We start from the raw sequence: 21,808 nt of genomic DNA, 5'->3' as shown, positions 1-21,808 counted from the left end.
ATGCCGTTGCAAGTCACTGGAAAATGGTAGCTTTCTTGCAATGCCTGCAGTTCGCCAACGATCTGTCGAGGAACGGATGCAGCGTGCCGTTCCCGGCTTTCGTGCGCCGATGCACCAATAGCGTGCGTCGGTTGGTGCGCGCCCTGCCCCATCGCATGGCTAAGAGCGCCGAATACATCTGGTGCACTACAAGGGCGAGTTGTCCTTATTAGATGCAGTCAAATGTTCAGGTCAAAAGCTTGGCTAGTCGAGGGCGCGATGCCCTCGCCGCCTGCGGGACATGCCGTGAATCCATCCGTGGAGGCTCGGTGGCGGCCTCCATGCCGCCAGACGGTCCCGCAACCGGCGAGGACACCGCACCAGGAAGTTGATCGGCTGCCCTTTCTTAGAGTCTTTATTCAACTTGCGCCGGGCAGATGAGAAGTTTGTGGGGTGCGTATCGAAGATCTGTCTGCCGCCCGGCCTGCGTTGGGAAGTCGATCTAACGCACTGTGATCCGAACAACGCATCTCATGCCCTGCTTGCAACCACACACCGACCATCTCGACTGGCCCTTGCCCGCTCACCGTCGCGGGACCCTGAGCGGCATGGATGCCGCGCCGGAGCCTACAAGGACGTACTTGCGGCGTGTCCTGCGATGGTGGGCGGGCAAGGGCCCTGCAACCAAGCGGCAGACCACATGCCTCGCGCTGTTGCGGTTGCCGTTGCGGTTGCCGTTGCCGTTGCCGTTGCCGTTGTAATTTTTGCCGCTGCTTCCGCTTCTGCCCGATCCAATGCATCCAGCCAATGCACTCCGGCTGGCTGGCCGCACGACCCTCTTGTCAGCCACGCTCAGCGCGAATCGAACAACCGATTGCTGCGGTGATCGCCCTCCGGCACGGCCACGCCGATGCGTGCGGCCGCGCGCCGATAATTGTCCAGTCGATGGATGTCGCGCAGCCGCGCGATGTCGTCTTCCTGGATGTCATGCCAGCCCCAGCGTTGAAACTGGGTCAGGAACCACTCGCCGTCCGATAGCCAAGGCATGTTGACCGCGCCATCGCGGTGAAAGGCCAGCGCCGTCCCATCGTTCGCAGATGCCTTCGCATCGGCATCGGCATCGGCATCGGCATCGGCGTCGAGGCAGGCCGCCAGATGCGCAGCCGACACACCGATATGCTGCGGCTCGGCCAGCCACTGCGCACATTGCGCGCGATTGGCCGGGTCCGCATCCAGCCAGCGGCAGGCCTCCAGCACGCAGGCGGTCAGGCGTTCGGTCAACTCGGGTTGCAGCGCGGCGAATTCACGCCGGCAGGCCAGCACTTTTTCCGGATGGCCGGCCCACAGCTCGCCACTGCGGATCACCCGTCGACCACTGCCCTGCGCCTGCGCAACCGCCGCCCATGGCTCACCGGAGCAATAGCCATCGACCAGGCCACTGGCCAAGGCGTCCGGCATCTGCGGCGGCGGGATGCTGAGCACCTCCACTTCGCGCATCGGGTCCACGCCGCGTGCGGCCAGCCAGTAGTACAGCCACAACGCATGCGTGCCGGTGGGGAAGGTCTGCGCGAACACGGCGCGGCGACCCAGGCTGGCCAGCGCCTGTGGCAAGGTCTGCCCGTCGGCCAAGGCCTGTGCGAGCGCAGGTGCCAGCGTGATCGCCTGGCCGTTGTGGTTGAGCGTCAGCAACAGCGCCATCGGGCACTGCGGCCCGGCAATGCCCAGGTCGATCGCATAGACCAGGCTGGCCAGGGTGTGCGCTGCATCGACCTCGCCCGCCAGCAGACGGTCGCGTACGCCGGCCCAGGACGCCTGCCGTTGCAAATGCAACTGCAGCCCATGCACGTGATCCAGGCCCAGTCGTTGCGCCGCCACCAAGGGCGCGCAATCGATCAGCGGCATGTAGGCCACGCGCAGTACGGGGAGGTCGGCTTGGCTCATGTGGTCATCCCAGCAACTCGGCCATGGCCACGATGCGTCGCGCCACTTCGGCCAGTTTGACGCCCTGCTTCATCGCCTGCTGGCGCAGCGCCGCGTAGGCGTCGGCCTCGCTCAGGCCGCGTTTTTCCATCAACAGGCCCTTGGCGCGATCGATCAGCTTGCGGTCCTGCAGCGCCTGCTGCACATCGTCCAGGCGCTTGCGCATGCTGCTTTCCTGCGCAAACCGCGCAAGCGCCACCTGCACGATCGGCGCCAACCGCGCCGGCGCCAGGCCATCGACCACATAGGCAGTGACGCCAGCGCCGACGGCCGCATGGATCAAGGCATCGTCGCCATCGCCGGAAAACATCACCACCGGGCGCGGCGCGTGGGCATGCAGCATCGACAGTTGCTCCAGGGTGTCGCGCGAGGGCGAGTCGACATCGATCACCACCACGTCCGGCTGCTGGCTCTGTACCGCATGCAGCAAGGCACCGACCGATGCCACATCGTCGAGCACCGTGTAGCCGGCGCGCGTCAATGCCTGACGCAGTTCGCCGATCGGCTTTTCGGTATCGTTGACCAGCAGGACACGCATTGGCGGCAGCGAGGCGTGGACGTGGCCTGATGGTGCCATGCAACATGCCGTCGATGCGAGCCATCCTTTCGGAGTACGTCTGATGCCGTTGTTCCCGTTGTTCGCAAACCTGCAGGCGCGCGCCGTGCTGGTCATCGGCGGTGGCGAAGTCGCCACGCGCAAGGTACTGGCGCTGCTCAAGGCCGGTGCGCACATCCGCCTGTACGCGCATGCGCTCTCGCCCGAACTGGCAGAGCTGATGCAGGCCGGCCGTTTCGAACAGTTGGGCGGCCAGTTCGATCCCGCCTGGATCGATGACGTATGGCTGGTGGTCGCCGCCACCGATGATGGGGAGTTGAATCAACGTGTCGCCGCTGCCGCCGGTGCGCGTCAGCGCCTGGTCAACGTGGTGGACGATGCGGAGCTGTCGACCTATCAGGTGCCGGCCATCGTGGACCGCGATCCGCTGGTCATCGCCATTTCCTCCGCCGGTGCCGCACCGATGCTGGCACGCCGCCTGCGCGAACGGCTCGAGCGCGAACTGGATGTCTCGGTCGGTCGCTTCGCCGGCCTGTTTGCGCGTCACCGCGAGCGCATCCGCAGCCAGTTCCCCGACATGAATCGGCGCCGGCGCTGGTTCGACCGCGTCATCGACGGCAACGTGCCGCTGCTGCTGCAGGCCGGCAACGACGACGCGGCCGAAAGCGCCTTCATCGCCGCACTGGACGACGCCGGCGCGGTGCCGGCGCGTGGCAGCGTGCAACTGGTCGGCACCGGCCCGGGCGATCCCGGCCTGCTCACCCTCAAGGCGCTGCGCGCGATGAATCTGGCCGACGTCCTGCTGATCGGCGACGACATCCCCGAGGCAGTGCTGGAACTGGCAAGGCGCGATGCCTCACGCCGCGGCTTGCCGCACGATGCCGCTACACAACACGATCTATTGCTGGAACTGGCCACCGAAGGCCTGCACGTGGTCGCGTTGCGCAGCGGCGTCGGTTACAGCGATACCGATGCTGCCGCAATCGATGCCGCGCTGCAGGCGCGTGGCCTGGCGTGCGAGCGGGTGCCCGGCATTGCTGCGCGGCTCGAAGCCGACGCATGAGCGGTGTGCGCGTGTAGCCACCGCCTCAGGTTTTCGGAAAGCGCTTGCGCGCACTGTCGCGCACATCGATATCGAAGGTCACCTGCAACGCCGTCTGTTCGGCGTGGCCAGCACCGGCGTCGAAGCTGAAGCGCAGTCCCTCGCGGCTGGGCAATTGCCGTGCATGGTCTTCCAGCACATCGCGCGGCACCGACAACTGCCAATGGTCGGTGGCGCAGTTGCAGGCTGCGTGACCGCCGGTCAGGCTCACGCTGTGGCGCACCAGTCGCGCGCCCTGCCCGCTCGGCAAGCGGCTCAGATTCTCAACACTACGCCCGGCAAGCAACTCGGCCAATTCGGCTTCGTCGATGCGAAAGCGCAGCTGCTGACCTTCAATCTGGATTTTCATGGATGAGCTGACTCCACTGCTCGGGCGTATTGCAATTGACGAACGCGGCGCGTTCGCTGGCGGTGACAGCCACGCGATGGCACTGCAATGCGGTCTGCAGGGCGCGCAGCGAGCGTGACGGCCCGGCGCCGGCCATCAGCGCAGCGAGTGCCTCACGCACAGCGGCATCCAGGTACAGCCGCATCGGCAACATCTGGTCTTCGAAGGCAACGCAGCGCTGATGTGGCGGGGCCAGCAGCCGCTCCAGCAATGCCCTAGACAGCAGTGGCATGTCGACCGGGACCACCACCAGCGTCACTGCATCGGCCAGCCGATCGATGACGCTGGCCAGGCCGCCAAGCGGCCCCAGGTCCGGCTGCACGTCGGCAATCCCGGCATAGCCCGGGCGATCGCCGCTGATCACCACATCGCGCGCGCCGGCATCACGCAGCAAGGCCTGCATGTGCTCCAGCAATGGACGGCCGTGCCACTGCAGCAGCGCCTTGTCCTGCCCCATCCGCGAGGACCGGCCACCGGCCAGCACCACACCCGTCCAGGCAGGCGTGGCGCTCATGCCGCCTGCCCGCCGGCACCACATCGCGCCACGTGCCGGCGCACGCTCATGGCACAAGCGCCGGTGCGGCCGGCTGCAGATGGCCCAGCCCGAACACCTGCGCCGTCGTCGCGGGCGCGGCGCCCGCGTCCTGCGGTTCCAGCACTGCCCAGACATTGGCCTGCAGCAACGGCGCCACGCGGAACGACTCCTGCTGCGGCAGGATCTGCACGCAGAGCACGCCGGCAGCGCTGCAGGTCAAGCGTGCGCGCAGGTGCTGCCGCCAGAGTGGCCGTGCCTGCATCGGCGTTTCCAGCGCAACCTGCAAGCCGCGCTCGGCCGGCATGCCAAGCAAGCCGCGCAACGCCGGCTCGACGAAAAAACGCAGCCCGGCGGCGCTGGCCATTGGATTGCCCGGCAGGCCGACATACAGCACGCCGTCCTCGAAGCGCGCCAGCAACACCGGCTTGCCCGGCCGCACCGCAACCTTGTGGAACAGCACCGCCGCGCCATGCCGTGCCAAGGCATCCGGCACGAAATCGTAGCGACCGCGCGACACCGCGCCCGTGCTCAGAATCACATCGGCGCCCGCATTGCGCGCCTGCGCAAGCGCCGGATCGAAGCCGGCAGCGTCATCGCCCACCTGTCCATGCCACACGACTTCGGCACCGGCTGCACGCAGCTGGCTGAGCAGATAGCTGCTGGTGCCATCGCGGATCTGACCAGGCTGCAGCAGCTGCGCCGGATCGCCGACCAGTTCGCGGCCGGTCGCAATCAGGGCCACACGCGGACGCCGCACCACCTGCACACGCGCACACCCCAGCGCGGCCAACAGCATCAGGTGGGCGGCGCGCAGCACGGTGCCGGCCGCGATCACGCGATCGTGCAAAGCCACATCTTCTCCGCGTCGCCGAATGTGCTGGCCGGCGTGAAGATCGGTGCGCAGACGGATGCGGCTGGGCCGTGGGCCATCATGCGCCAGCACGTCCACCTGCTCGATCGGCACCACTGCATCGGCACCCGCAGGCAAGCCGGCACCGGTCATGATTTCCCAAGCGTGGGCAGCCGCGATGCCACCGGCATCTTCACCTGCGGCAACGCTGCCGCCGATGACGTGTTCGCTGCCGGCGGTTGCACCGCGGCCGGCGGTGGACAACGCAAATCCATCCATCGCACTGTTGTCGAACACCGGCAGCTCGGCCGGACTCGACAAGGCCTGCGCAAGCACCCGTCCCTCGGCATCGGCACTGTCCACCCACTCGCCGGCAAGCACGGCGATCTGCTGGTGGACAATCGCAAGTGCGTCGGCGTAGCTGATCATGAGCAAGGCACGGTCGAGCGATGGATGACCTGGCTAGGATACCGGCCCCCGGCGCGGCCGGTACAGGCATGGCGGTTGCGGCATCGCTGCGTCCTGCTGCACGCACAAGCCTGTCTGGCCGATGGCGCGCGTCGCTTGAAGCCGCTAGAACGCCATGCCCACATGGCACCTCGCACTATTGCACGCCGTTCCCCACGGTAGCCGTTCCGCATGCAACCCGTCGACCTTGTGGGCTGGCTCGCCAGTACCATCCTGATTGCCACCTTGATCCGCCAGATCTACAAGCAATGGCGCTCGGACGCAGCGCACGGCGTGTCGCGCTGGCTGTTCATCGGCCAGATCAGCGCCTCGGTGCTGTTCATCCTCTACAGCTACCTGGTCGGCAATGCAGTGTTTATCGTCAGCAACGTACTGATCCTGCTGACCGCCCTCACCGGGCATGTGCTGCACCGGATCAAGCAGCGTCGGATGGAGCGTCGCCATGCAAGCGGGACCGGCTAAGCCTGCCGCATTATTCAGCGCGTTTCTTCGCCCGCTTGCGCGGCTTGGCGGGTGCGGTTGACGTGCTGGTGGCGGGCGGCGTTGGCGTCTTCTTCGTCCCGGTCTTGGGCGCCGTCTTCGCCGTCGGCTTGCGCACCGCAGCTGCCTTTGCGACGGGCCGTCTACGCGGCTTGGACACAGCCTTGGCCTGCGGTGCCGGCCCGGCTACCACGTCCGGCACACGCACGCTGATCCATGTCGGCGCGTGATCGCTGGCTTTTTCCAGTGCACGGACCCACTTGTCCACGCCGGCGTCCTGCAGTCCGGGCGCCAGGGTGCGATTGAGCAGCAAGTGATCGATGCGCAAGCCGCGATCACGCGCAAAATGCTGGCGAAAATAGTCCCAGAAGGTATAGATCGGCGTCTGGCCGTGGACGGCAAGCAGGCTGTCGGTCCAGCCCTGGTCGAGCAGGGCCCGGTACGCCTGGCGGCTCTCCGGCTGCAGCAATGCATCCTTGCGCCAGCCTTTGGGATCATAGATGTCGGCATCGGTCGGCACCACGTTGAAGTCGCCGATCAGTGCGACCGGGTGTGGCAGGTCCACCAGCGTCCTGGCATGCCGGATCAGGCGTTGAAACCATGCCAGCTTGTAGTCGAACTTCGGCCCGGGCTGCGGATTGCCGTTGGGTAGATACAGGCAGGCCACCACGACCCCGTGAATTGCCGCTTCGAGATAACGGCTCTGCGTATCGCCAGGACCCCACGGCAACCCCCGACGGATTTCCACCGGATCGGCGCCGCGCGCCAGCAATGCCACGCCATTCCACGACTTCTCGCCCTGCCAGATCACGCCGTACCCGGCATCACGGATCGCCTGTTCCGGAAAGGCATCCTGCGTGGCTTTCAGTTCCTGCAAGCCGACGATGTCCGGTTGCTCGCGCTGCAACCATTCCAGCAAATGCGGCAGCCGGCTAGTGATGCCATTGACGTTGAAGGTCGCGATCTTGCGGGTGGTGGCGGGCATGGGCGAACGGCCAGATGAGCGTAATGGAACAGCATTGCCGGCCTGGCATTAAGCAGATGCTCAAGCGGAGTGAAGCTCCATCGCGTGCTGGCATAGGTGCCCACGCCTAGCAGACGATCAGCCTGTGCCGCCGGTCTTGACCGACACACTCGAAACCTTGACCGCCCGTTGCAGCAGCAACCGGGCGGTCAGTCACTTGCCGGCAATGCGCACAGGCCTCAGCGTCCAGCACCTCTCATGCCGGCCTGCAGGGCCTTGGCTGCCGCCAGATGGTCGGCGACATGGCTACGCGTGGTCTGCCGATGCGTCAGCACCTGCGGCGTTTTGGCAGCGGGAATCAGCTGCTTGTCCAGCGCTGACAATGCATCGGTGTGGTCCTTGACCATCGCCGTGACGTAGGCGGCCTCGAATGCCTTGGCGTCGAGCTTCTGCAGCGTCGCCAGTTCGGTCTTGCCCTTGCTCATCTGCGCCTTGGCACTGGCAGCAGACACGTCCGGCGACCATTTGGCCAGCTTCTGATTGTTCTCGGTGTGCTCCTTGACCATCTGCATCGCATAGTCGCGCACGCCGCCTTGCACCTGCTGCTGCAACGCGAGATTGGCCGCGTTGATTTCGCTGGTATTGATGGCGCTCAAGGTGCCCAGCGCCTCGCGCTCCTTCGCGCTCGGCATGCTGTTGGCCGCCTGTTGCTGGGGGGCGGCCGGCATGTCGGCCTGCGTTGCAGTCTGCGCATGCGCATGCGCAGCGACGGTGACGCTCAAACACAGGGCCAGCGCTGCAAACATCGGGTGACGTGCTTTCATGAGAATCTCCACGCTAGAGGATGTGCCTCCATGCTGGACCTCCTCGCGTGACCCGATCGTCGAACCGGTGTCGACGATCGGAGAAAAAACCTTGCTGCACCGCACCGCACTTCACATCAAGCGAAGGTCACGAAGTTTTTCTACGGCGTCGTCGGCTGCAGTGCGGTGCGCCAATGAATCCCGTGGCGATCGCGTATAGCTCGGATCGTCAGACTGCTTGCAATCCTCGGCAGCCCGACACCCGCGTTGCAATCGAACGCAGGACGCACACGCGCCGCAGGCTCGAGTCTCCATCGGTTCCGCGTGGCGGCCTGACGCTGTGCCGGCAGTAATTGCATGCCGATACGGCGACCGCCAGGCTGAACCGGTGCAGGCACCGCTGCGGGCAAGCCGGCGCTACAACTATGCCGCGCCGGCTTGCTGCCGGTCGATGCTGGAGATGCGCGGATCGAGCGTAGGCCAACCTAGCTCACCGCAGCGCCCACACATCGAGGACCGCGGGGCTCAGGCGCCGGGATCCGCAGGTCCAAGCTGATTGGCCGCCAGGATGTCGTCGATCCGCTTGACGATTTGCGCCGCCTGCTCCTGCGAGCCCGCGGCAGCGGTGATCTTCTCTGCACGTGCGTGGAAGACATCCCAGAAGTCGTCCGGATGCTGGCGACGCATATCAGGCAATGCATCGGCAAGTTGTTTCAGTTGCGCGTCGATATCAGGTGTCATTGAGGGTCTCCTTGTACGACCACGCTACCGCCGTGCTGGTGAGCCTGATGCCAACATGGCAATCCCGTGCATCGCATGCCCTGCGTTTGCGCGACAATGGCGCCATGAGCAGCCACGACATCTCCCCTGCAAACGCCCGCCTGCGCGCCCTGCAAGGTGCCTTGCTGGTCGATATCCGGCAGCTGCACGAGCGTGCCGGCGGCCAGGCCGAAGGCGCGTTGGCCATTGCGCAACGCGATCTGGAAACCGCACCCGCACAGCACCTGTCGGAGCAGGCGCGCGAGATCGTGCTGATCTGCCAGAGTGGCAAGCGCTCGGCACACACGGCGGAGATCCTGCGCGCGAAGGGCTATACGCAAGTGTCTTCGGTGCTCGGTGGCACCACCGCATGGACGAGCGCCGGCCTCCCCCTGGTGCGCCCGACCCTGCCGCCCGACGAGCAGGATTTTCTCGAGCGGTATTCGCGCCATCTGCGCCTGCCGCAGGTCGGTCTTGAAGGACAGCAGCGCCTGGCGCGTTCGCGCGTGTTGCTCGTCGGTGCAGGCGGGCTCGGCTCGCCTGCGGCGTTCTATCTCGCCGCCGCCGGCGTCGGCCAGCTGCGGATCGTCGATGACGATGTCGTGGACCGCAGCAATCTGCAACGCCAGATCCTGCATGTCGAGGACAGCGTCGGCATTGCCAAGGTCAGCTCGGCCGCGCAGCGCATTGCCGCGCTCAATCCACGCGTGCAGGTCCAAGCGCGGCAGGCGCGCGTGACTGCCGACAATGTCGACGCCTTGCTCGAGGACGTGGATGTCGTGGTCGACGGAGCCGATAATTTTCCTGCGCGTTATTTGCTCAACGACGCCTGCGTCAAACTCGGCAAGCCGCTGGTCTACGGCGCGGTACAGCAGTTCGAAGGGCAACTGAGCGTGTTCGATGCCGGCCGCAAGCGCGGCCAGGCACCGTGCTATCGCTGCCTGTTTCCCGAGCCACCGCCAGCCGAATTCGCGCCCAGCTGCGCCGAAGCCGGCGTGCTGGGCGTGCTGCCCGGCGTGATCGGCCTGCTGCAGGCCACCGAGGCGATCAAGCTGCTGCTCGGTATCGGCGACACACTCACCGGACGCTTGCTCAGCTTCGATGCGCTGGCGATGCGGTTCCGCGAGATCCGCCTGCCGCCCGATCCGCAGTGCCCGGTCTGCGCACCTGGCGTCGCATTCGCCGGTTATGCCGATTACGCCGCGTTCTGCGGCAGCGCAATCGGCTGAGGGCGGCGACCGAACGGACATCGGCGGCGTTGGTTGCCGCCGATCCCCGCGCGCCGGCTTGCTGGGTAGACAGGCGATGTCTTCCGCTGCGTGTCGTCGCTCCCTCAGCGTCGCCGACACCATGTGACGCACCGTTGGCGGATGCGTGCGAATGACACGAAAGCAACGGCATGGACCAAAAACCGGGGCACCTGCCGCACCGTGCAGCGGCCGCGCCCGCTGGCGTCAGGCACGGTATTTCCTGCTGGCGGCGCCTGGTTCACCAAGGGATCACAGCGCGTAGGGAATCACCCGCACGATCTCGCCCGCCTCGAAGCGCCGCGCCTGTTCCGGCAATACGATCAGGGCATTGCTGTCGGCCGCGCCACGCAACAGATGCGATGCATCGCCGCGGTGCGGCAATGCGCTCAGACGTCCGTCTTCGCCGCACTCCAGGCGCCCGCGCAGGAACTCCAGGCGCTCGTGGCGTTTTTCCCACGGGCTTGCCAGCGCCGCATGCCAGGACGGACGCGGCTCGCTACGTCCCTGCAGGCCATCCAGCAACGGCACGCCGTAGGCGATCAACGTCGCCAGCACCGAGACGGGGTTGCCCGGCAGGCCCAGCACCAGGCAGCGCCCAATCTGGCCCAGCACCGCCGGCATGCCCGGGCGCATGCGCACGCGCCAGAAGTGGATGCGGCCCAGTTCGCCGATCAGTTGCGGCAGATAATCCTTCTCTCCCGCCGAGACGCCGCCGCAGGTGATCACCACGTCGAAGGCCGCAGCCGCATCTTCCAGCATCGTGCGGATACGTTGCGGATCGTCGGGCAGGGTCGGCCAGGCGGTCGGCGCATAGCCCAGTGCCCGCAGCTGCGCCATCAGCATGTCGCGGTTGCTGTTGTAGATCTGTCCCGGCCCCAACGGCATGCCCGGCTCCACCAGCTCATCGCCGGTGGCCAGCACCGCAATGGTCGGCCGCGGCGCCACTGCAAGCCGCGACAGGCCCAGCGCAGCCGCCAGTCCGATCCGGGCTGGCGTCAACACCTGCCCGCTCTGTATCACCAGGTCGCCCGCGCGCACGTCGCTACCGGCCTGGCGTACCGCCGCACCCAAGGCAGGCGCCGTGCGGAAGCGCACCACGCCATCGCGCTCCTGCGCATCTTCCTTCGGGATCACGGTATCGGCGCCATCGGGCAGCGGCGCACCGGTGGTGATGCGCAGGCACTGGCCCGCGCTCAGCGTGCCGGTCCAGCGCTCGCCGGCGAATTGTTCACCGACCAGTTGCAATGACGCATCGCCAGCAGCGACATCGGCATGCCGCAACGCAAAACCATCCATCGCGCTGTTGGCGAAGGGCGGCAATGCAAGCGGCGCAATCAGATCGGCAGCGCAGATGCGCCCATCGGCACGCGAGGTGGCGATGTTTTCGTCAGGCGGACGGCTGTTGGCTGCGACGGCCTGCAGGATCTGCAATGCCTGCGCATAGGGAATGCGGGAGGGATAGTCGGTCATGGCGCGCAGGATACCAGTGCGACACGACGGCCCGGAGCGCCCGGCACCGCGCGTGCAGGTGCCGCAAGCAGGTCAATGCCACTACCCCCGGTGTGGTACGCGCCGCATCGCCATGGCAAGAAGGGTCCGGCACTCACTCCACCTGACGATCGCGCGCCACGCGTGGCTGGTGCCTGCCGCCCTGCCGGCACCCGCACATGCCCTAAGTGCCCTGCTTACTTGCCCTTGACGTGCTTCATCAACCGTCTTTTGCGCGCCACCTGCCGTTCGGTGAGCGTGTTCTTCTTGCCCTCGTACGGATTGGCACCCTCGCGGAAGATGAAACGCACAGGCGTGCCGACCAGCTTGAAGCGCTTGCGGAAGAAGTTTTCCAGATAGCGCTTGTAGGACTCCGGCAGCACCTTCAGGCGCGTGCCATGCACGATGAAGGTCGGCGGATTTGCGCCACCCGGATGCACGTAACGCAGCTTGGAAACATGGCCACGGATGCTCGGCGGCGGATTGGTCTCGTAGGCGATTTCCAGCGCCTGGTTGACTTCGCTGGTGCTGAACTCGTGCGTGGCCGACGCGTGTGCGCGATGGATCGCCTGGAACAACTCGCGCATGCCCGAGCCGTGCAGCGCGGAAATCCGCACCGCCTCGGCCCAGCTGACGAAGCCCAGCTTGCGCGACAGCAGGTCTTCGGCCTGCGCACGCTGGTAGTCGCTCTGCCCGTCCCATTTGTTGATCGCCACCACCAGGGCACGACCGGCATCAAGGATCGCCCCCAGGATGGTCGCGTCCTGATCGGTGACGCCTTCGCCGGCATCGAGCATCAGCACCGCGACCTGGCATTGCTCGATCGCCTGCAGCGTCTTGAACGCGCTGAATTTCTCCACCGCCTCCTCAACCTTGCCGCGGCGACGCAGGCCGGCCGTGTCGATCAAGCGGTACTGGCGCCCGTCGCGGTCCATGTCCACGGCGATCGAATCGCGCGTGGTGCCCGGCACTTCCGAGGCGATCATGCGCTCCTCGCCGAGCAGGCGATTGACCAGCGTCGACTTGCCTACGTTCGGGCGGCCGACAAAGGCGACGCGTACACGTGCCGGGTCGGTGTCCAGCAACTCGCCGGCACCTTCCTCGGGCAGGCGTGCGCCGACTTCCTCGAGCAACTCGTCGATGCCCTGCCGATGCGCGGCAGACAGCGCCACCACGTCGGAGAAGCCGTAGCGCGCGAATTCCGAACGCACGGTCTCCTCGTCGGTGCCGTCGATCTTGTTGATGACCAGCACGGTCGGCCGCGCCAGCTTGCGCAGCCAGGCCAGGATCTCGTCATCCAGCGAGGAGGCACCTTCGCGGCCGTCGACCACGAACAGCACCAGATCGGCTTCACCGGCCGCGGCACGTGCCTGGCGTGCGGTGGCGCCGGCCAGGCCTTCCTCGTCGCCGGCGATACCGCCGGTATCGACGACGATGAACGGGCGCTCCTCGTCGAGACGGCACACCCCGTAGTTACGGTCGCGGGTAACGCCGGGCTGGTCGTGGACCAGCGCGTCACGGGTGCGCGTCAGCGCATTGAAGATGGTGGACTTGCCGACATTGGGCCGTCCGACCAGGGCGACCAGGGGCAGCATCGCGAAGTCCTTATTGTGCCAACCGGAAGGCGGTGATATCGCCATCGGTGTTTTGTACCAACAGAATGCCATCCACGACGATCGGCTGCGCCAGCAGCGTGTCGCGTCCAGCGCGAGCGCGCGCGGCCAGTGCACCATCGCTGAGCTTCAGCCAGTGCAGATAGCCTTTGTAATCGCCGACCACGGCGTAATCGCCCTGGATGGCCACACCGGTCAGGGAGCGACGTGCCAGCGCGGCCTGCGACCACATCGCCGCGCCGCTGCTCTTGTCCAGGCCCCACACCGAGCCGGCGTTATCGGACACCACCACCACCGCGGACGACACGCCGACGCCACCGGCGCCACCGTGATCGCGCGTCCACAGCGGACGGCCGCTCGGGCCTTCCAATGCGAGAGTCTCATTCTTAAAGCTGGTCGCATACAGCGTAGTGCCGTCGAGCACCGGCGCGCCGTCCACATCGGACATGCGCTCCAGCTCGGTGCGGCCTTCCGGCACACCAATTGCCTGTTCCCACAACGGGCGGCCGTCCTGCAACGCCAGCGCGCTCAAGGTGCCGCTATCGTTACCGACGAACAACACACCCGGGCCGGTCACGATCGGTGCATTGCCGCGCACCGACAGGGTCGGGCCTTCTTCGGCATGGAACCAGCGACGTTCGCCGGTGGCTGCGTCGAAGGCAGTGACGCGACCATCGTTGCTGCGCACCAACACCAGGTTCTGTGCAATGGCCGGTGCAGCGATGACTTCGTTCGGCACCTTGGCCCGCCACTTTTCGGTGCCATCGGCCTGGTTCAATGCAATCACGTCGCCAGACAGCGTGCCGATCACCACCAGGCCATCGCCGACGCCGGGGCCACCGGACAGGCGCTGCTTGAACTTGCGATCGTTGCGCTCTTCCTTCTTGGGCTTGTATTCCCACACGCGCTTGCCGGTCTGCAGGTCCAGTGCCTGCACGCCGCCGGTGATCGCCGAGGCGTACACCTTGCCATCGGCCACCGCCGGACGCTGGCGCACGCCGATATGGCCTTCGCCCTTGCCCACGCCGGTGGACCAGATCTTGTCGACCTTGACCGACGGCTCGAACTTGACCAGCTCGGCAGGTTCCTGCGCCTTCTTGGCGGCAGCGTCCTTCCCGGCAAACCAGCCCTTGACGGTGCTGCAACCGGCCAGCGACACGCCCATCAGGGCGATCAATGCAATGCGCTTGTACATATCAACCTGCTTCATCAAATCGGCTCCGCCGGATCGGGCACCTTGCCGCCCACATCCATCAGCTTGGTTTCCAGCAAACGGCGCTGCGGCGAGGCCACGTCGACCGTGGTCAGGGCCTTGGCGTAGAGCGCACGCGCTTGATCCGGCTTGCCCTGCACCACCAGCGCATCGGCGCGGATCTCCAGGCTGGTGTGATCCTGCGCATCGGCCAGCAGCGTGATCGCTTCGTCCGGCTTGCCGCTTTCGGTCAGCACGCGCGCCAGGCGCTGCTGCACGATCTGCTTGAGCTCGCCTTCGGCGGGCACGTCGCGCAAGGTCTTGATCGCCTCGGCATGCTTGCCGGCATCCACCTGGGCCTGGGCCAGACGCAATGCAGCCAGCTCGGCGTAGATTCCGCCCTTGCCGTCATCGAGCGCCACGATGTCCTTGGCCGCCTTGTCCAGGTCCTTGCCCTGGATGGACTTCACCACCGCCTCGTAACGGGTATTGGCTTCCACCGATTGAGTGGCGGTGTGCTTCTGCCACCACTGCCAGCCCAGGATCAGGGCCAGGCCCAGTACGACGCCGCCAATCAGCCCTGCGCCATTCTTTCTCAACCAGGAACGAACGCGTTCGCCTTGTTCGTGTTCGTCCAGCAGATCGTCGATCGCCATGCGTACTCTCGCTCCGTCATCCCGGAGGCGCGGAACATCAATAGGGAAAAATGAAAAACCGCAGTCCGCTTCACTCGGAAGCAGGTACCACGGAGCCGTCGGAGGATACCGCAAAACGGGCGACGTTAGCGCGCTGGAACGGTCTCACGTCGACGATACTGCCGCCTTGCTGAACCTCTACCGCCGACGCGTTGCCCAGCACGACCCGGCCCACCTGCCCGGGCGAATAACTGCGACGCTCGCCGGCACGCACCAGCGCTTTTTCGACCGCGCTGCCATCGGGCGCCAAAATCTGCACCCAGCTGTCGCCACTGAAGCTCAACGACAGACTGCCGCCAGTGGCGGACGCCGCTGCAGGCGTCTCGACCTCCGGCGTGGCGCGCGGCACTGGCGTCATCGAGGCGATGTACGGGGCCGGCTGCTCGCGCGGCGCGCCGGCCGGCTGTGTTGCAGCGTTGGCCGGGGTACCGGCCCTGGGCGTTTCGGGCATGCTGTCCAGCGACACCGTGCTGGGCACCGTGCCATCCAGGTGCGAGCGGGTCGCATACCATACCGGCACCGCGAACACGCCGGTGATCACCACATACATCGCCTTGCGCGCCGTGCTTTCCAGGATGCGCCGCGCCCGCGGCGTATGCGTATGACTGACCAGCTTGACCGGCTCGATCGGCGCAATGGTGGCCTGCTTCAGCAATGGCTCCAGGTCCACATGCAGCAGGCGCGCATAGCTGCGCAACTGACCACGCACAAAGACCGGCGCCCCCAGGCGCTGCCATTCTTCCTGCTCCAGCGAGCGCACCACATGCGCCGGCATGCGCAGCTTGCCGGCGACTTCGTCCACGCTCAGACCTGCCGCTTCGCGCGCGTCGCGCAAATGCTGTCCGCAGCCCTTTTCCTGCTCGAAAGGGTTCGGATTGGAATCACTGATCACAATGCATTGGCCCCGGAGTTGGCGGTCGCTGCGTCAGGAAATTCCCTGACCAACCGCTGTTGGTAACGGCTGGCAGCTACCTTGTCGCCCAGCCCTTGCTCAATCTGAATGGCGAGTTGTAACACGGAAGCGGTTGCCGGTGCAGCCGCAAGCCGTCGTTCGATAAAGGCGCGCGCTTCGAAATAATTGCGACGTGTCGCTTCCGAACGTGCCATCGACTCGAGTGCGTACGGATTGACTGGATCCAGTTCCAGCGCTTTCCGCAAGTCACTGGCTGCACGTTCCGGCTGCCCCGCCTTGAGCGCGCAACCGCCTGCATTACCCAATGCAGAGGCGGGCGATGCGTAGTTTCTGTCGGTCAGGGCGCGATCGAACCAGAGCAAGGCCTCGGCCGGCGAGCCGTTCGCGCACAACCATGCGCCGTAATTGTTCAAGACATCACCACGCTGCGGTGCAAGTTCCGCAGCCCGGCGGTAGGAGGCACCGGAGCCGGAAACATCGCCCTTAGCACCCTGAATCAGCGCGAGCAACCCAATGGCATCCACCGATTGGGGATCTTTCTTCAAGGCTGCACGGACCTGTTCCTCGGCAGCGGCATAGTCGCCTATCTGCAGCCGGTTATTGGCCAGACCGAGCTTTTCCTGCACCGCCAGACGATTCTTGGTTGCGTTGCTGTCGCGGAACGAGTGCACCTGCGCGACCTCCTCGACCGTCTGGACCGAGCCCGCCTTGGCATTGCGACCACCGCAGCCGACCACGCTCAGCGCGATCGCCGCGGCCGCCATGACGGCGAGATCACGCTGCCGCATCTCGACCGGCCTGCCCTTCCAGGGTGCGCAGGAAATCCGCCTGCCGACGGGTACGGTCCATGACCTGCCCCTTGAGCTGCCCACAGGCGGCGTCGATGTCGTCACCGCGGGTACGGCGCACCATCGTCAGCACTTGCGCATCGAGCAGGATCTTCTGGAAGGCGCGGATCTCGGTCTCGCCCGAGCGCTCGTAGCGCGTGCCCGGGAATGGATTGAACGGGATCAGGTTGACCTTGCCGGCGTCCTTGGACTGCACCGCATTGTCGAACTGCCGCATCAACCGGGCCAGCTGGCGCGCATGCTCGGGCTGGTCGTTGATGCCCTTCATCAAGGTGTACTCGAAGGTGACCGAATCGCGCTTCTTGTTGCCGCGCAGGTAGCGCGCGCACGACTCCATCAGCTCGGCGATCGGGTACTTCTTGTTCAACGGCACCAGGCTTTCGCGCAGCGTGTCGTTGGCGGCATGCAAGGAGACCGCCAGCGAGACATCGCTTTCGGTCGAGAGCCGGTCGATCATCGGCACCAGGCCCGAGGTCGACAGCGTCACCCGCTTGCTGGCCAGGCCGTAGCCCAGGTCGTCGCGCATCACGCTCATCGCGCGCACGACGTTGTCGAAATTCATCAGCGGCTCGCCCATGCCCATCATCACCACATTGGTGAGGCGGCGCTGCTGGTGCGGCACGTTGCCCAGATGGCGCGCCGCCACCCACACCTGCCCGACGATCTCGGCGGTGGTGAGGTTGCGGTTGAAGCCCTGGGTGGCGGTCGAACAGAAGGTGCAGTTCAGGCCGCAGCCGACCTGGGACGACACGCACAGCGTGCCGCGGCCCTTGTCGGGGATGTAGACGGTTTCGATCGCGTTCTTGCCGTCGGTGCCCATGGCCAGCAGCCACTTGTGGGTCCCGTCGGTGGACGGCTTGTCGAACACGACATTCGGGACGAGGACCTCGGCATGCTGGTGCAACTTCGCACGCAGCGCCTTGCCGAGGTCCGTCATCTGGTCGAAATCGGTGACGTAGCGATGGTGGATCCACTTCATCACCTGATGGGCACGGTAGCGCGCTTCGCCGAGCGTGTCGGCGAAGAAGCGCTCCAGTCCCTCGCGGTCGAGGTCGAGCAGGTTCTGCTTGCGCAGTTCCGGGGCACGGACGGGAACGTCCTGCAGCACGGAGGGGATCACGACCTCATTCACGATTCGACTCTCTCGGCCTCAGCGCGAGACCACTTCGGTGGCGGCAAAGAAATACGCGACTTCGTTGGCAGCGTTCTCGACCGAATCCGAGCCGTGGGCGGCGTTGGCATCGATCGAGTCGGCGAAGTCGGCGCGGATGGTACCCGGCGCGGCGTCCTTGGGATTGGTCGCGCCCAGCAGGTCACGGTGTGCGGCAACGGCGTTCTCGCCTTCCAGCGCCTGGATCATCACCGGGCCGGAGATCATGAACTCGACCAGCGCGTTGAAGAACGGACGCTCGCGGTGCACAGCATAGAAGCCTTCGGCTTCGCGACGCGACAGCTGCTTGTACTTGGATGCCACGATCTTCAGGCCGGCCTTTTCGAAACGGCTGTAGATTTCGCCGATGACGTTCTTGGCAACGGCGTCGGGCTTGATGATGGACAGGGTGCGCTCCAGCGCCATGGGAAGATCTCCGTTGGGCGGGCCACTGAAGGCCCGAGATTATCATGAAAAAAACCCGCGTCAAAACGCGGGCTTAGGCTTCTTTGCGATGGTCAATTCTATCTCTTCATCGCTGCATTTGCACACCGCCCCCTGAATCGTGCTGCGGTGCCGCATGACCGGCGCGGCGGCCAGCCCGTAGACTCAAACAATCGTTTGATTGAGTTTCGTCCCGCGCATGCCCAAGCCCGCCCACTTCTCCACCAAGGACCGCATCCTCGGCGCGGCCGAGGAGCTGTTCGCCCAGCATGGCTTCGCCGGGACCTCGCTGCGCCAGCTGACCACCCAGGCCGACGTCAATATCGCCGCGGTCAACTACCACTTCGGTTCCAAGGAAAACCTGGTCAACGAGGTGTTCCGCCGCCGCATGGACGAGATGACCGCCGCGCGCCTGCAGCAACTGGAGGCGGCCAGGAAGTCACAGCCAGGCGAGCTCACCGCGGTACTCGCGGCCTTCGTCGAGCCGGCCCTGGCGATGGCCCAGGACCGCCAGAGCGGTGGCGCCTTCGTGCGCGTGATTGCGCGCGCCTACGCCGAAAAGAACGACAACCTGCGCAAGTTCCTGTCCGACCACTACGGGCATGTACTGCGCGAATTCGGCAAGGCCATCGCTGCCTGCGTGCCGGGCCTGAGCAAGGAGGAGCTTTACTGGCGCCTGGATTTCCTCGCCGGTGCGCTCACCTATGCCATGGCCGATTTCGGCCTTATCAAGCGGCCGGCCGGCGTCAGCGAGGCCGACCACCGCGCGCGCGCCGCGCGCGAACTGATCCGTTTTGCAGAACCGGGTTTCCGTACCCATTCCACACCGTAGTCGCTCACACCAAAGGCTCATCGCTATGTCCAATCCGTTGCTAGTCCGTCGTGCTGCCGTGCTCGGTGCCGGCGTCATGGGCGCGCAGATCGCCGCGCATCTCACCAACGCCGGTGTCGACACCGTGCTGTTCGACCTGCCTGCCAAGGAGGGTCCTGCCGACGGCATCGTGCTCAAGGCCATCGCCAACCTCGGCAAGCTCAGCCCTGCCCCGCTCGCCAGCAAGGCGCTGGCCGAGGCGATCACCCCGGCCAACTACGAGAGCGGCCTGGAGCAGTTGCGCGATTGCGACCTGATCATCGAGGCCATCGCCGAGCGCATGGACTGGAAGCAGGACCTGTACAAGAAGATCGCCCCGTTCGTGGCCGAGCACGCCGTGCTGGCCTCCAATACCTCGGGCCTGGGCATCAACAAGCTCTCCGACGTGCTGCCCGAGCAGTTGCGTCACCGCTTCTGCGGCGTGCACTTCTTCAATCCGCCGCGCTACATGCACCTGGCCGAACTGATTCCCGCAAAGGGCACCGATAAGGCCGTGCTGGAAGGCCTGGAGAGTTTCCTGGTCACCACGCTGGGTAAGGGCGTGGTGTATGCGAAGGACACCCCGAACTTCATCGGTAACCGCATCGGCGTGTTCTCGATCCTGTCCACCATCCACCACACCGCCGAGTTCGGTCTGGGCTTCGACGAAGTCGATGCGCTGACCGGCCCGCTGGTCGGGCGCCCGAAGTCGGCGACCTACCGCACCTCGGACGTGGTCGGCCTGGACACCATGGCGCACGTGATCAAGACCATGGGCGACACCCTGCCCGATGATCCGTGGCATCAATATTTCAAATCGCCCAAGTGGCTGGATGCGTTGATCGGCAAGGGCGCGCTCGGTCAGAAGGTGGGCGCCGGCATCTTCCGCAAGGTCGGCAAGGACATCGTGGTGCTGGACCTGCAGAAGCAGGATTACAGGACCGCCGACCGCAGCGCAGCGCCGGAAGTGATAGAGATCCTCAAGATCAGGAACCCGGCCGAGAAGTTCGCCAAATTGCGCGAGAGCCAGCATCCGCAGGCGCAGTTCCTGTGGGCCACGTTCCGCGACCTGTTCCACTACAGCGCCTACCACCTGGCCGATATTGCCGAGACCGCGCGCGACGTGGACCTGGCGATCCGCTGGGGCTACGGCTGGTCGCTCGGCCCGTTCGAGACCTGGCAGGCCGCCGGCTGGAAGCAGGTGGCGCAGTGGATTGCCGAAGACATCTCCAACGGCAAGAGCATGAGCAGCGCACCGCTGCCGAACTGGGTGTTCGACGGCCGCGACGGCGTGCATGCGGCCGAAGGCTCGTACAGCCCGGCACGCGATGCCAAGCTGCCGCGTTCGGCGTTGCCGGTATACAAGCGCCAGCGCTTCCCCGACCCGTTGCTGGGCGAGCAGTTCTCGCCGGGCGAGACGGTGTTCGAAAACGACGGCGTGCGCATGTGGCACGACGGTGACGACATCGCCGTGGTCAGCTTCAAGACCAAGATGAACACCGTCTCCGATCACGTGCTCAATGGTCTGCAGGAGGTCGTCGGCCGCGCCGAGAAGGACTTCGCCGGGCTGGTGATCTGGCAGCAGAAGGAGCCCTTCTCCGCCGGCGCCGATCTGGCCGGCGCGCTGGGTCTGCTGCAGGCTGGTAAGGTCGATGCGTTCGAAGCGCTGGTCGCCAACTTCCAGGCCACCAGCCAGCGCATCAAGTATGCGCAGGTGCCGGTGATTTCGGCGGTGCGCGGGCTGGCGCTGGGCGGCGGCTGCGAGTTCCAGATGCATAGCGCCAAGACCGTGGCCTCGCTGGAAAGCTACATCGGCCTGGTCGAAGCCGGCGTCGGCCTGCTGCCGGCCGGCGGCGGGCTGAAGGAAATCGCCGCGCGCGCCTCGGTGGCGGCAGGTCCGGGCGGCGACGTGTTCGCTGAGCTGAAGAAGACTTTCGAAACCATCGCGATGGCCAAGGTCTCCAATTCGGCGGTCAATGCCAAGGAGCTGGGCCTGCTGCGGGCCACCGACAAGGTGGTGTTCAACGGCTTCGAGGCCTTGCACATCGCCAAGGCCGAAGCGCGCGCACTGGCCGAGGGCGGCTACCGCGCTCCGCTGCCGGCACGCCGCATCCAGGTCGCCGGCGACGTCGGCATCGCCACCTTCAAGATGCTGCTGGTCAACATGCTGGAAGGCCGTTTCATCAGCGAATACGACTATGAAATCGCCACCCGCATCGCCACGGTGATGTGCGGCGGCGAGGTCGATCGCGGCGCGCTGGTCGACGAAGAATGGCTGCTCAAGCTGGAGCGCAAGCACTTCGTCGAACTGGCCCAGCAGGAAAAGACCCAGGCACGGATTGGGCACATGCTCAAGACGGGTAAGCCACTCAGGAACTGAGAATCGGGAGTGGGGAATCGGGAATGGGTAAAAGCCCAACCGACTCCCCGCTTCTCCCCACTATTCTGCCGGGTAATGAAAATGGCGAACTCAGGCGAATCCGCACTTGCGATTCCCGACT

The 21,808-nt window shown here is 65.7% G+C and carries 21 protein-coding genes; 5 read left to right on the top strand and 16 right to left on the bottom strand.

Annotated elements, in window-relative coordinates; genetic code table 11:
- Positions 1-831: 831 nt before the first annotated feature.
- Positions 832-1,920, bottom strand: coding sequence for a CmpA/NrtA family ABC transporter substrate-binding protein (locus tag EO139_RS08975; RefSeq protein WP_126970283.1), 1,089 nt, complete (start codon positions 1,918-1,920; stop codon positions 832-834).
- 4 nt (positions 1,921-1,924) lie between these two features.
- Positions 1,925-2,497, bottom strand: coding sequence for an ANTAR domain-containing protein (locus EO139_RS08970; protein ID WP_024940396.1), 573 nt, complete (start codon positions 2,495-2,497; stop codon positions 1,925-1,927).
- 82 nt (positions 2,498-2,579) lie between these two features.
- On the opposite strand from EO139_RS08970, the gene EO139_RS08965 reads away from it, so the two are divergent.
- Complete coding sequence (locus EO139_RS08965; protein ID WP_126945936.1) at positions 2,580-3,578, top strand: NAD(P)-dependent oxidoreductase; 999 nt, start codon at positions 2,580-2,582, stop codon at positions 3,576-3,578.
- A 25-nt stretch (positions 3,579-3,603) separates the two neighbouring features.
- Here the strand turns inward: EO139_RS08965 and EO139_RS08960 are convergent, their stop codons facing one another.
- Genes EO139_RS08960 through EO139_RS08950 form a run of 3 tightly spaced genes read right to left on the bottom strand, consistent with a single transcriptional unit; the run spans position 3,604 to position 5,819 of the window.
- The gene (locus EO139_RS08960) at positions 3,604-3,966 is read right to left on the bottom strand and encodes a hypothetical protein (RefSeq protein ID WP_126945939.1); all 363 of its coding nucleotides are present in this window, start codon (positions 3,964-3,966) and stop codon (positions 3,604-3,606) included.
- Positions 3,950-4,519, bottom strand: coding sequence for a molybdenum cofactor guanylyltransferase (locus EO139_RS08955; protein ID WP_115677144.1), 570 nt, complete (start codon positions 4,517-4,519; stop codon positions 3,950-3,952). The genes EO139_RS08960 and EO139_RS08955 overlap by 17 nt, the downstream gene beginning before the upstream one ends.
- Positions 4,520-4,565: 46 nt before the next feature.
- Complete coding sequence (locus EO139_RS08950; RefSeq protein WP_126945942.1) at positions 4,566-5,819, bottom strand: molybdopterin molybdotransferase MoeA; 1,254 nt, start codon at positions 5,817-5,819, stop codon at positions 4,566-4,568.
- 210 nt (positions 5,820-6,029) lie between these two features.
- Between EO139_RS08950 and EO139_RS08945 the strand changes: the two genes are divergently transcribed.
- Complete coding sequence (locus EO139_RS08945; RefSeq protein WP_115677146.1) at positions 6,030-6,320, top strand: hypothetical protein; 291 nt, start codon at positions 6,030-6,032, stop codon at positions 6,318-6,320.
- Positions 6,321-6,330: 10 nt separating this feature from the next.
- Here EO139_RS08945 and xth read toward each other — a convergent pair whose 3' ends face one another.
- The 3 genes from xth to EO139_RS08930 form a co-directional block, all read right to left on the bottom strand.
- Positions 6,331-7,323, bottom strand: a complete 993-nt coding sequence (gene xth / locus EO139_RS08940) for an exodeoxyribonuclease III (protein WP_126945945.1) — start codon at positions 7,321-7,323, stop codon at positions 6,331-6,333.
- A gap of 218 nt (positions 7,324-7,541) precedes the next feature.
- Positions 7,542-8,126 (bottom strand): DUF4142 domain-containing protein, encoded by a 585-nt coding sequence (locus EO139_RS08935; protein WP_126970281.1) that lies wholly within the window; start codon positions 8,124-8,126, stop codon positions 7,542-7,544.
- A 504-nt stretch (positions 8,127-8,630) separates the two neighbouring features.
- Positions 8,631-8,846, bottom strand: coding sequence for a hypothetical protein (locus tag EO139_RS08930; protein WP_104582649.1), 216 nt, complete (start codon positions 8,844-8,846; stop codon positions 8,631-8,633).
- Positions 8,847-8,950: 104 nt separating this feature from the next.
- On the opposite strand from EO139_RS08930, the gene moeB reads away from it, so the two are divergent.
- Positions 8,951-10,093: a molybdopterin-synthase adenylyltransferase MoeB gene (moeB, locus tag EO139_RS08925; protein ID WP_126945951.1), complete on the top strand. Its 1,143-nt coding sequence runs from the start codon at positions 8,951-8,953 to the stop codon at positions 10,091-10,093.
- Positions 10,094-10,363: 270 nt separating this feature from the next.
- Here the strand turns inward: moeB and glp are convergent, their stop codons facing one another.
- The 8 genes from glp to ndk form a co-directional block, all read right to left on the bottom strand.
- Positions 10,364-11,584: a gephyrin-like molybdotransferase Glp gene (gene glp / locus EO139_RS08920; RefSeq protein ID WP_126970279.1), complete on the bottom strand. Its 1,221-nt coding sequence runs from the start codon at positions 11,582-11,584 to the stop codon at positions 10,364-10,366.
- Positions 11,585-11,799: 215 nt separating this feature from the next.
- A complete protein-coding gene (gene der, locus EO139_RS08915) occupies positions 11,800-13,197 on the bottom strand; it encodes a ribosome biogenesis GTPase Der (protein WP_126970277.1) in 1,398 nt (465 codons plus the stop codon).
- Between the two features lie 10 nt (positions 13,198-13,207).
- Positions 13,208-14,425, bottom strand: coding sequence for an outer membrane protein assembly factor BamB (gene bamB, locus EO139_RS08910; protein WP_164739796.1), 1,218 nt, complete (start codon positions 14,423-14,425; stop codon positions 13,208-13,210).
- Entirely contained in the window at positions 14,425-15,063 is a 639-nt protein-coding gene (locus EO139_RS08905; protein ID WP_126970275.1) for a tetratricopeptide repeat protein, read from the bottom strand. Before EO139_RS08905 ends, bamB begins: the two co-directional genes overlap by 1 nt.
- A 70-nt stretch (positions 15,064-15,133) precedes the next feature.
- Positions 15,134-15,994, bottom strand: a complete 861-nt coding sequence (locus tag EO139_RS08900; protein WP_104582653.1) for a helix-turn-helix domain-containing protein — start codon at positions 15,992-15,994, stop codon at positions 15,134-15,136.
- Entirely contained in the window at positions 15,991-16,779 is a 789-nt protein-coding gene (gene pilW / locus EO139_RS08895) for a type IV pilus biogenesis/stability protein PilW (RefSeq protein WP_126946081.1), read from the bottom strand. Before pilW ends, EO139_RS08900 begins: the two co-directional genes overlap by 4 nt.
- A gap of 10 nt (positions 16,780-16,789) precedes the next feature.
- Positions 16,790-17,995 (bottom strand): 23S rRNA (adenine(2503)-C(2))-methyltransferase RlmN, encoded by a 1,206-nt coding sequence (gene rlmN / locus EO139_RS08890; protein ID WP_104582654.1) that lies wholly within the window; start codon positions 17,993-17,995, stop codon positions 16,790-16,792.
- 18 nt (positions 17,996-18,013) lie between these two features.
- Entirely contained in the window at positions 18,014-18,439 is a 426-nt protein-coding gene (gene ndk, locus EO139_RS08885) for a nucleoside-diphosphate kinase (protein ID WP_024940120.1), read from the bottom strand.
- 217 nt (positions 18,440-18,656) lie between these two features.
- On the opposite strand from ndk, the gene EO139_RS08880 reads away from it, so the two are divergent.
- A complete protein-coding gene (locus tag EO139_RS08880; protein ID WP_024940119.1) occupies positions 18,657-19,289 on the top strand; it encodes a TetR/AcrR family transcriptional regulator in 633 nt (210 codons plus the stop codon).
- A 25-nt stretch (positions 19,290-19,314) separates the two neighbouring features.
- Complete coding sequence (locus EO139_RS08875) at positions 19,315-21,687, top strand: 3-hydroxyacyl-CoA dehydrogenase/enoyl-CoA hydratase family protein (protein WP_126970273.1); 2,373 nt, start codon at positions 19,315-19,317, stop codon at positions 21,685-21,687.
- The last annotated feature ends 121 nt before the right edge of the window (positions 21,688-21,808 follow it).

The organism is Xanthomonas sp. BRIP62411 (assembly GCF_003993525.1).
GTDB classification, from domain to species: domain Bacteria; phylum Pseudomonadota; class Gammaproteobacteria; order Xanthomonadales; family Xanthomonadaceae; genus Xanthomonas; species Xanthomonas euroxanthea.
Note: the sequence above shows the minus strand (reverse complement) of the source record. Positions and strands in the feature narration are given on the sequence as shown.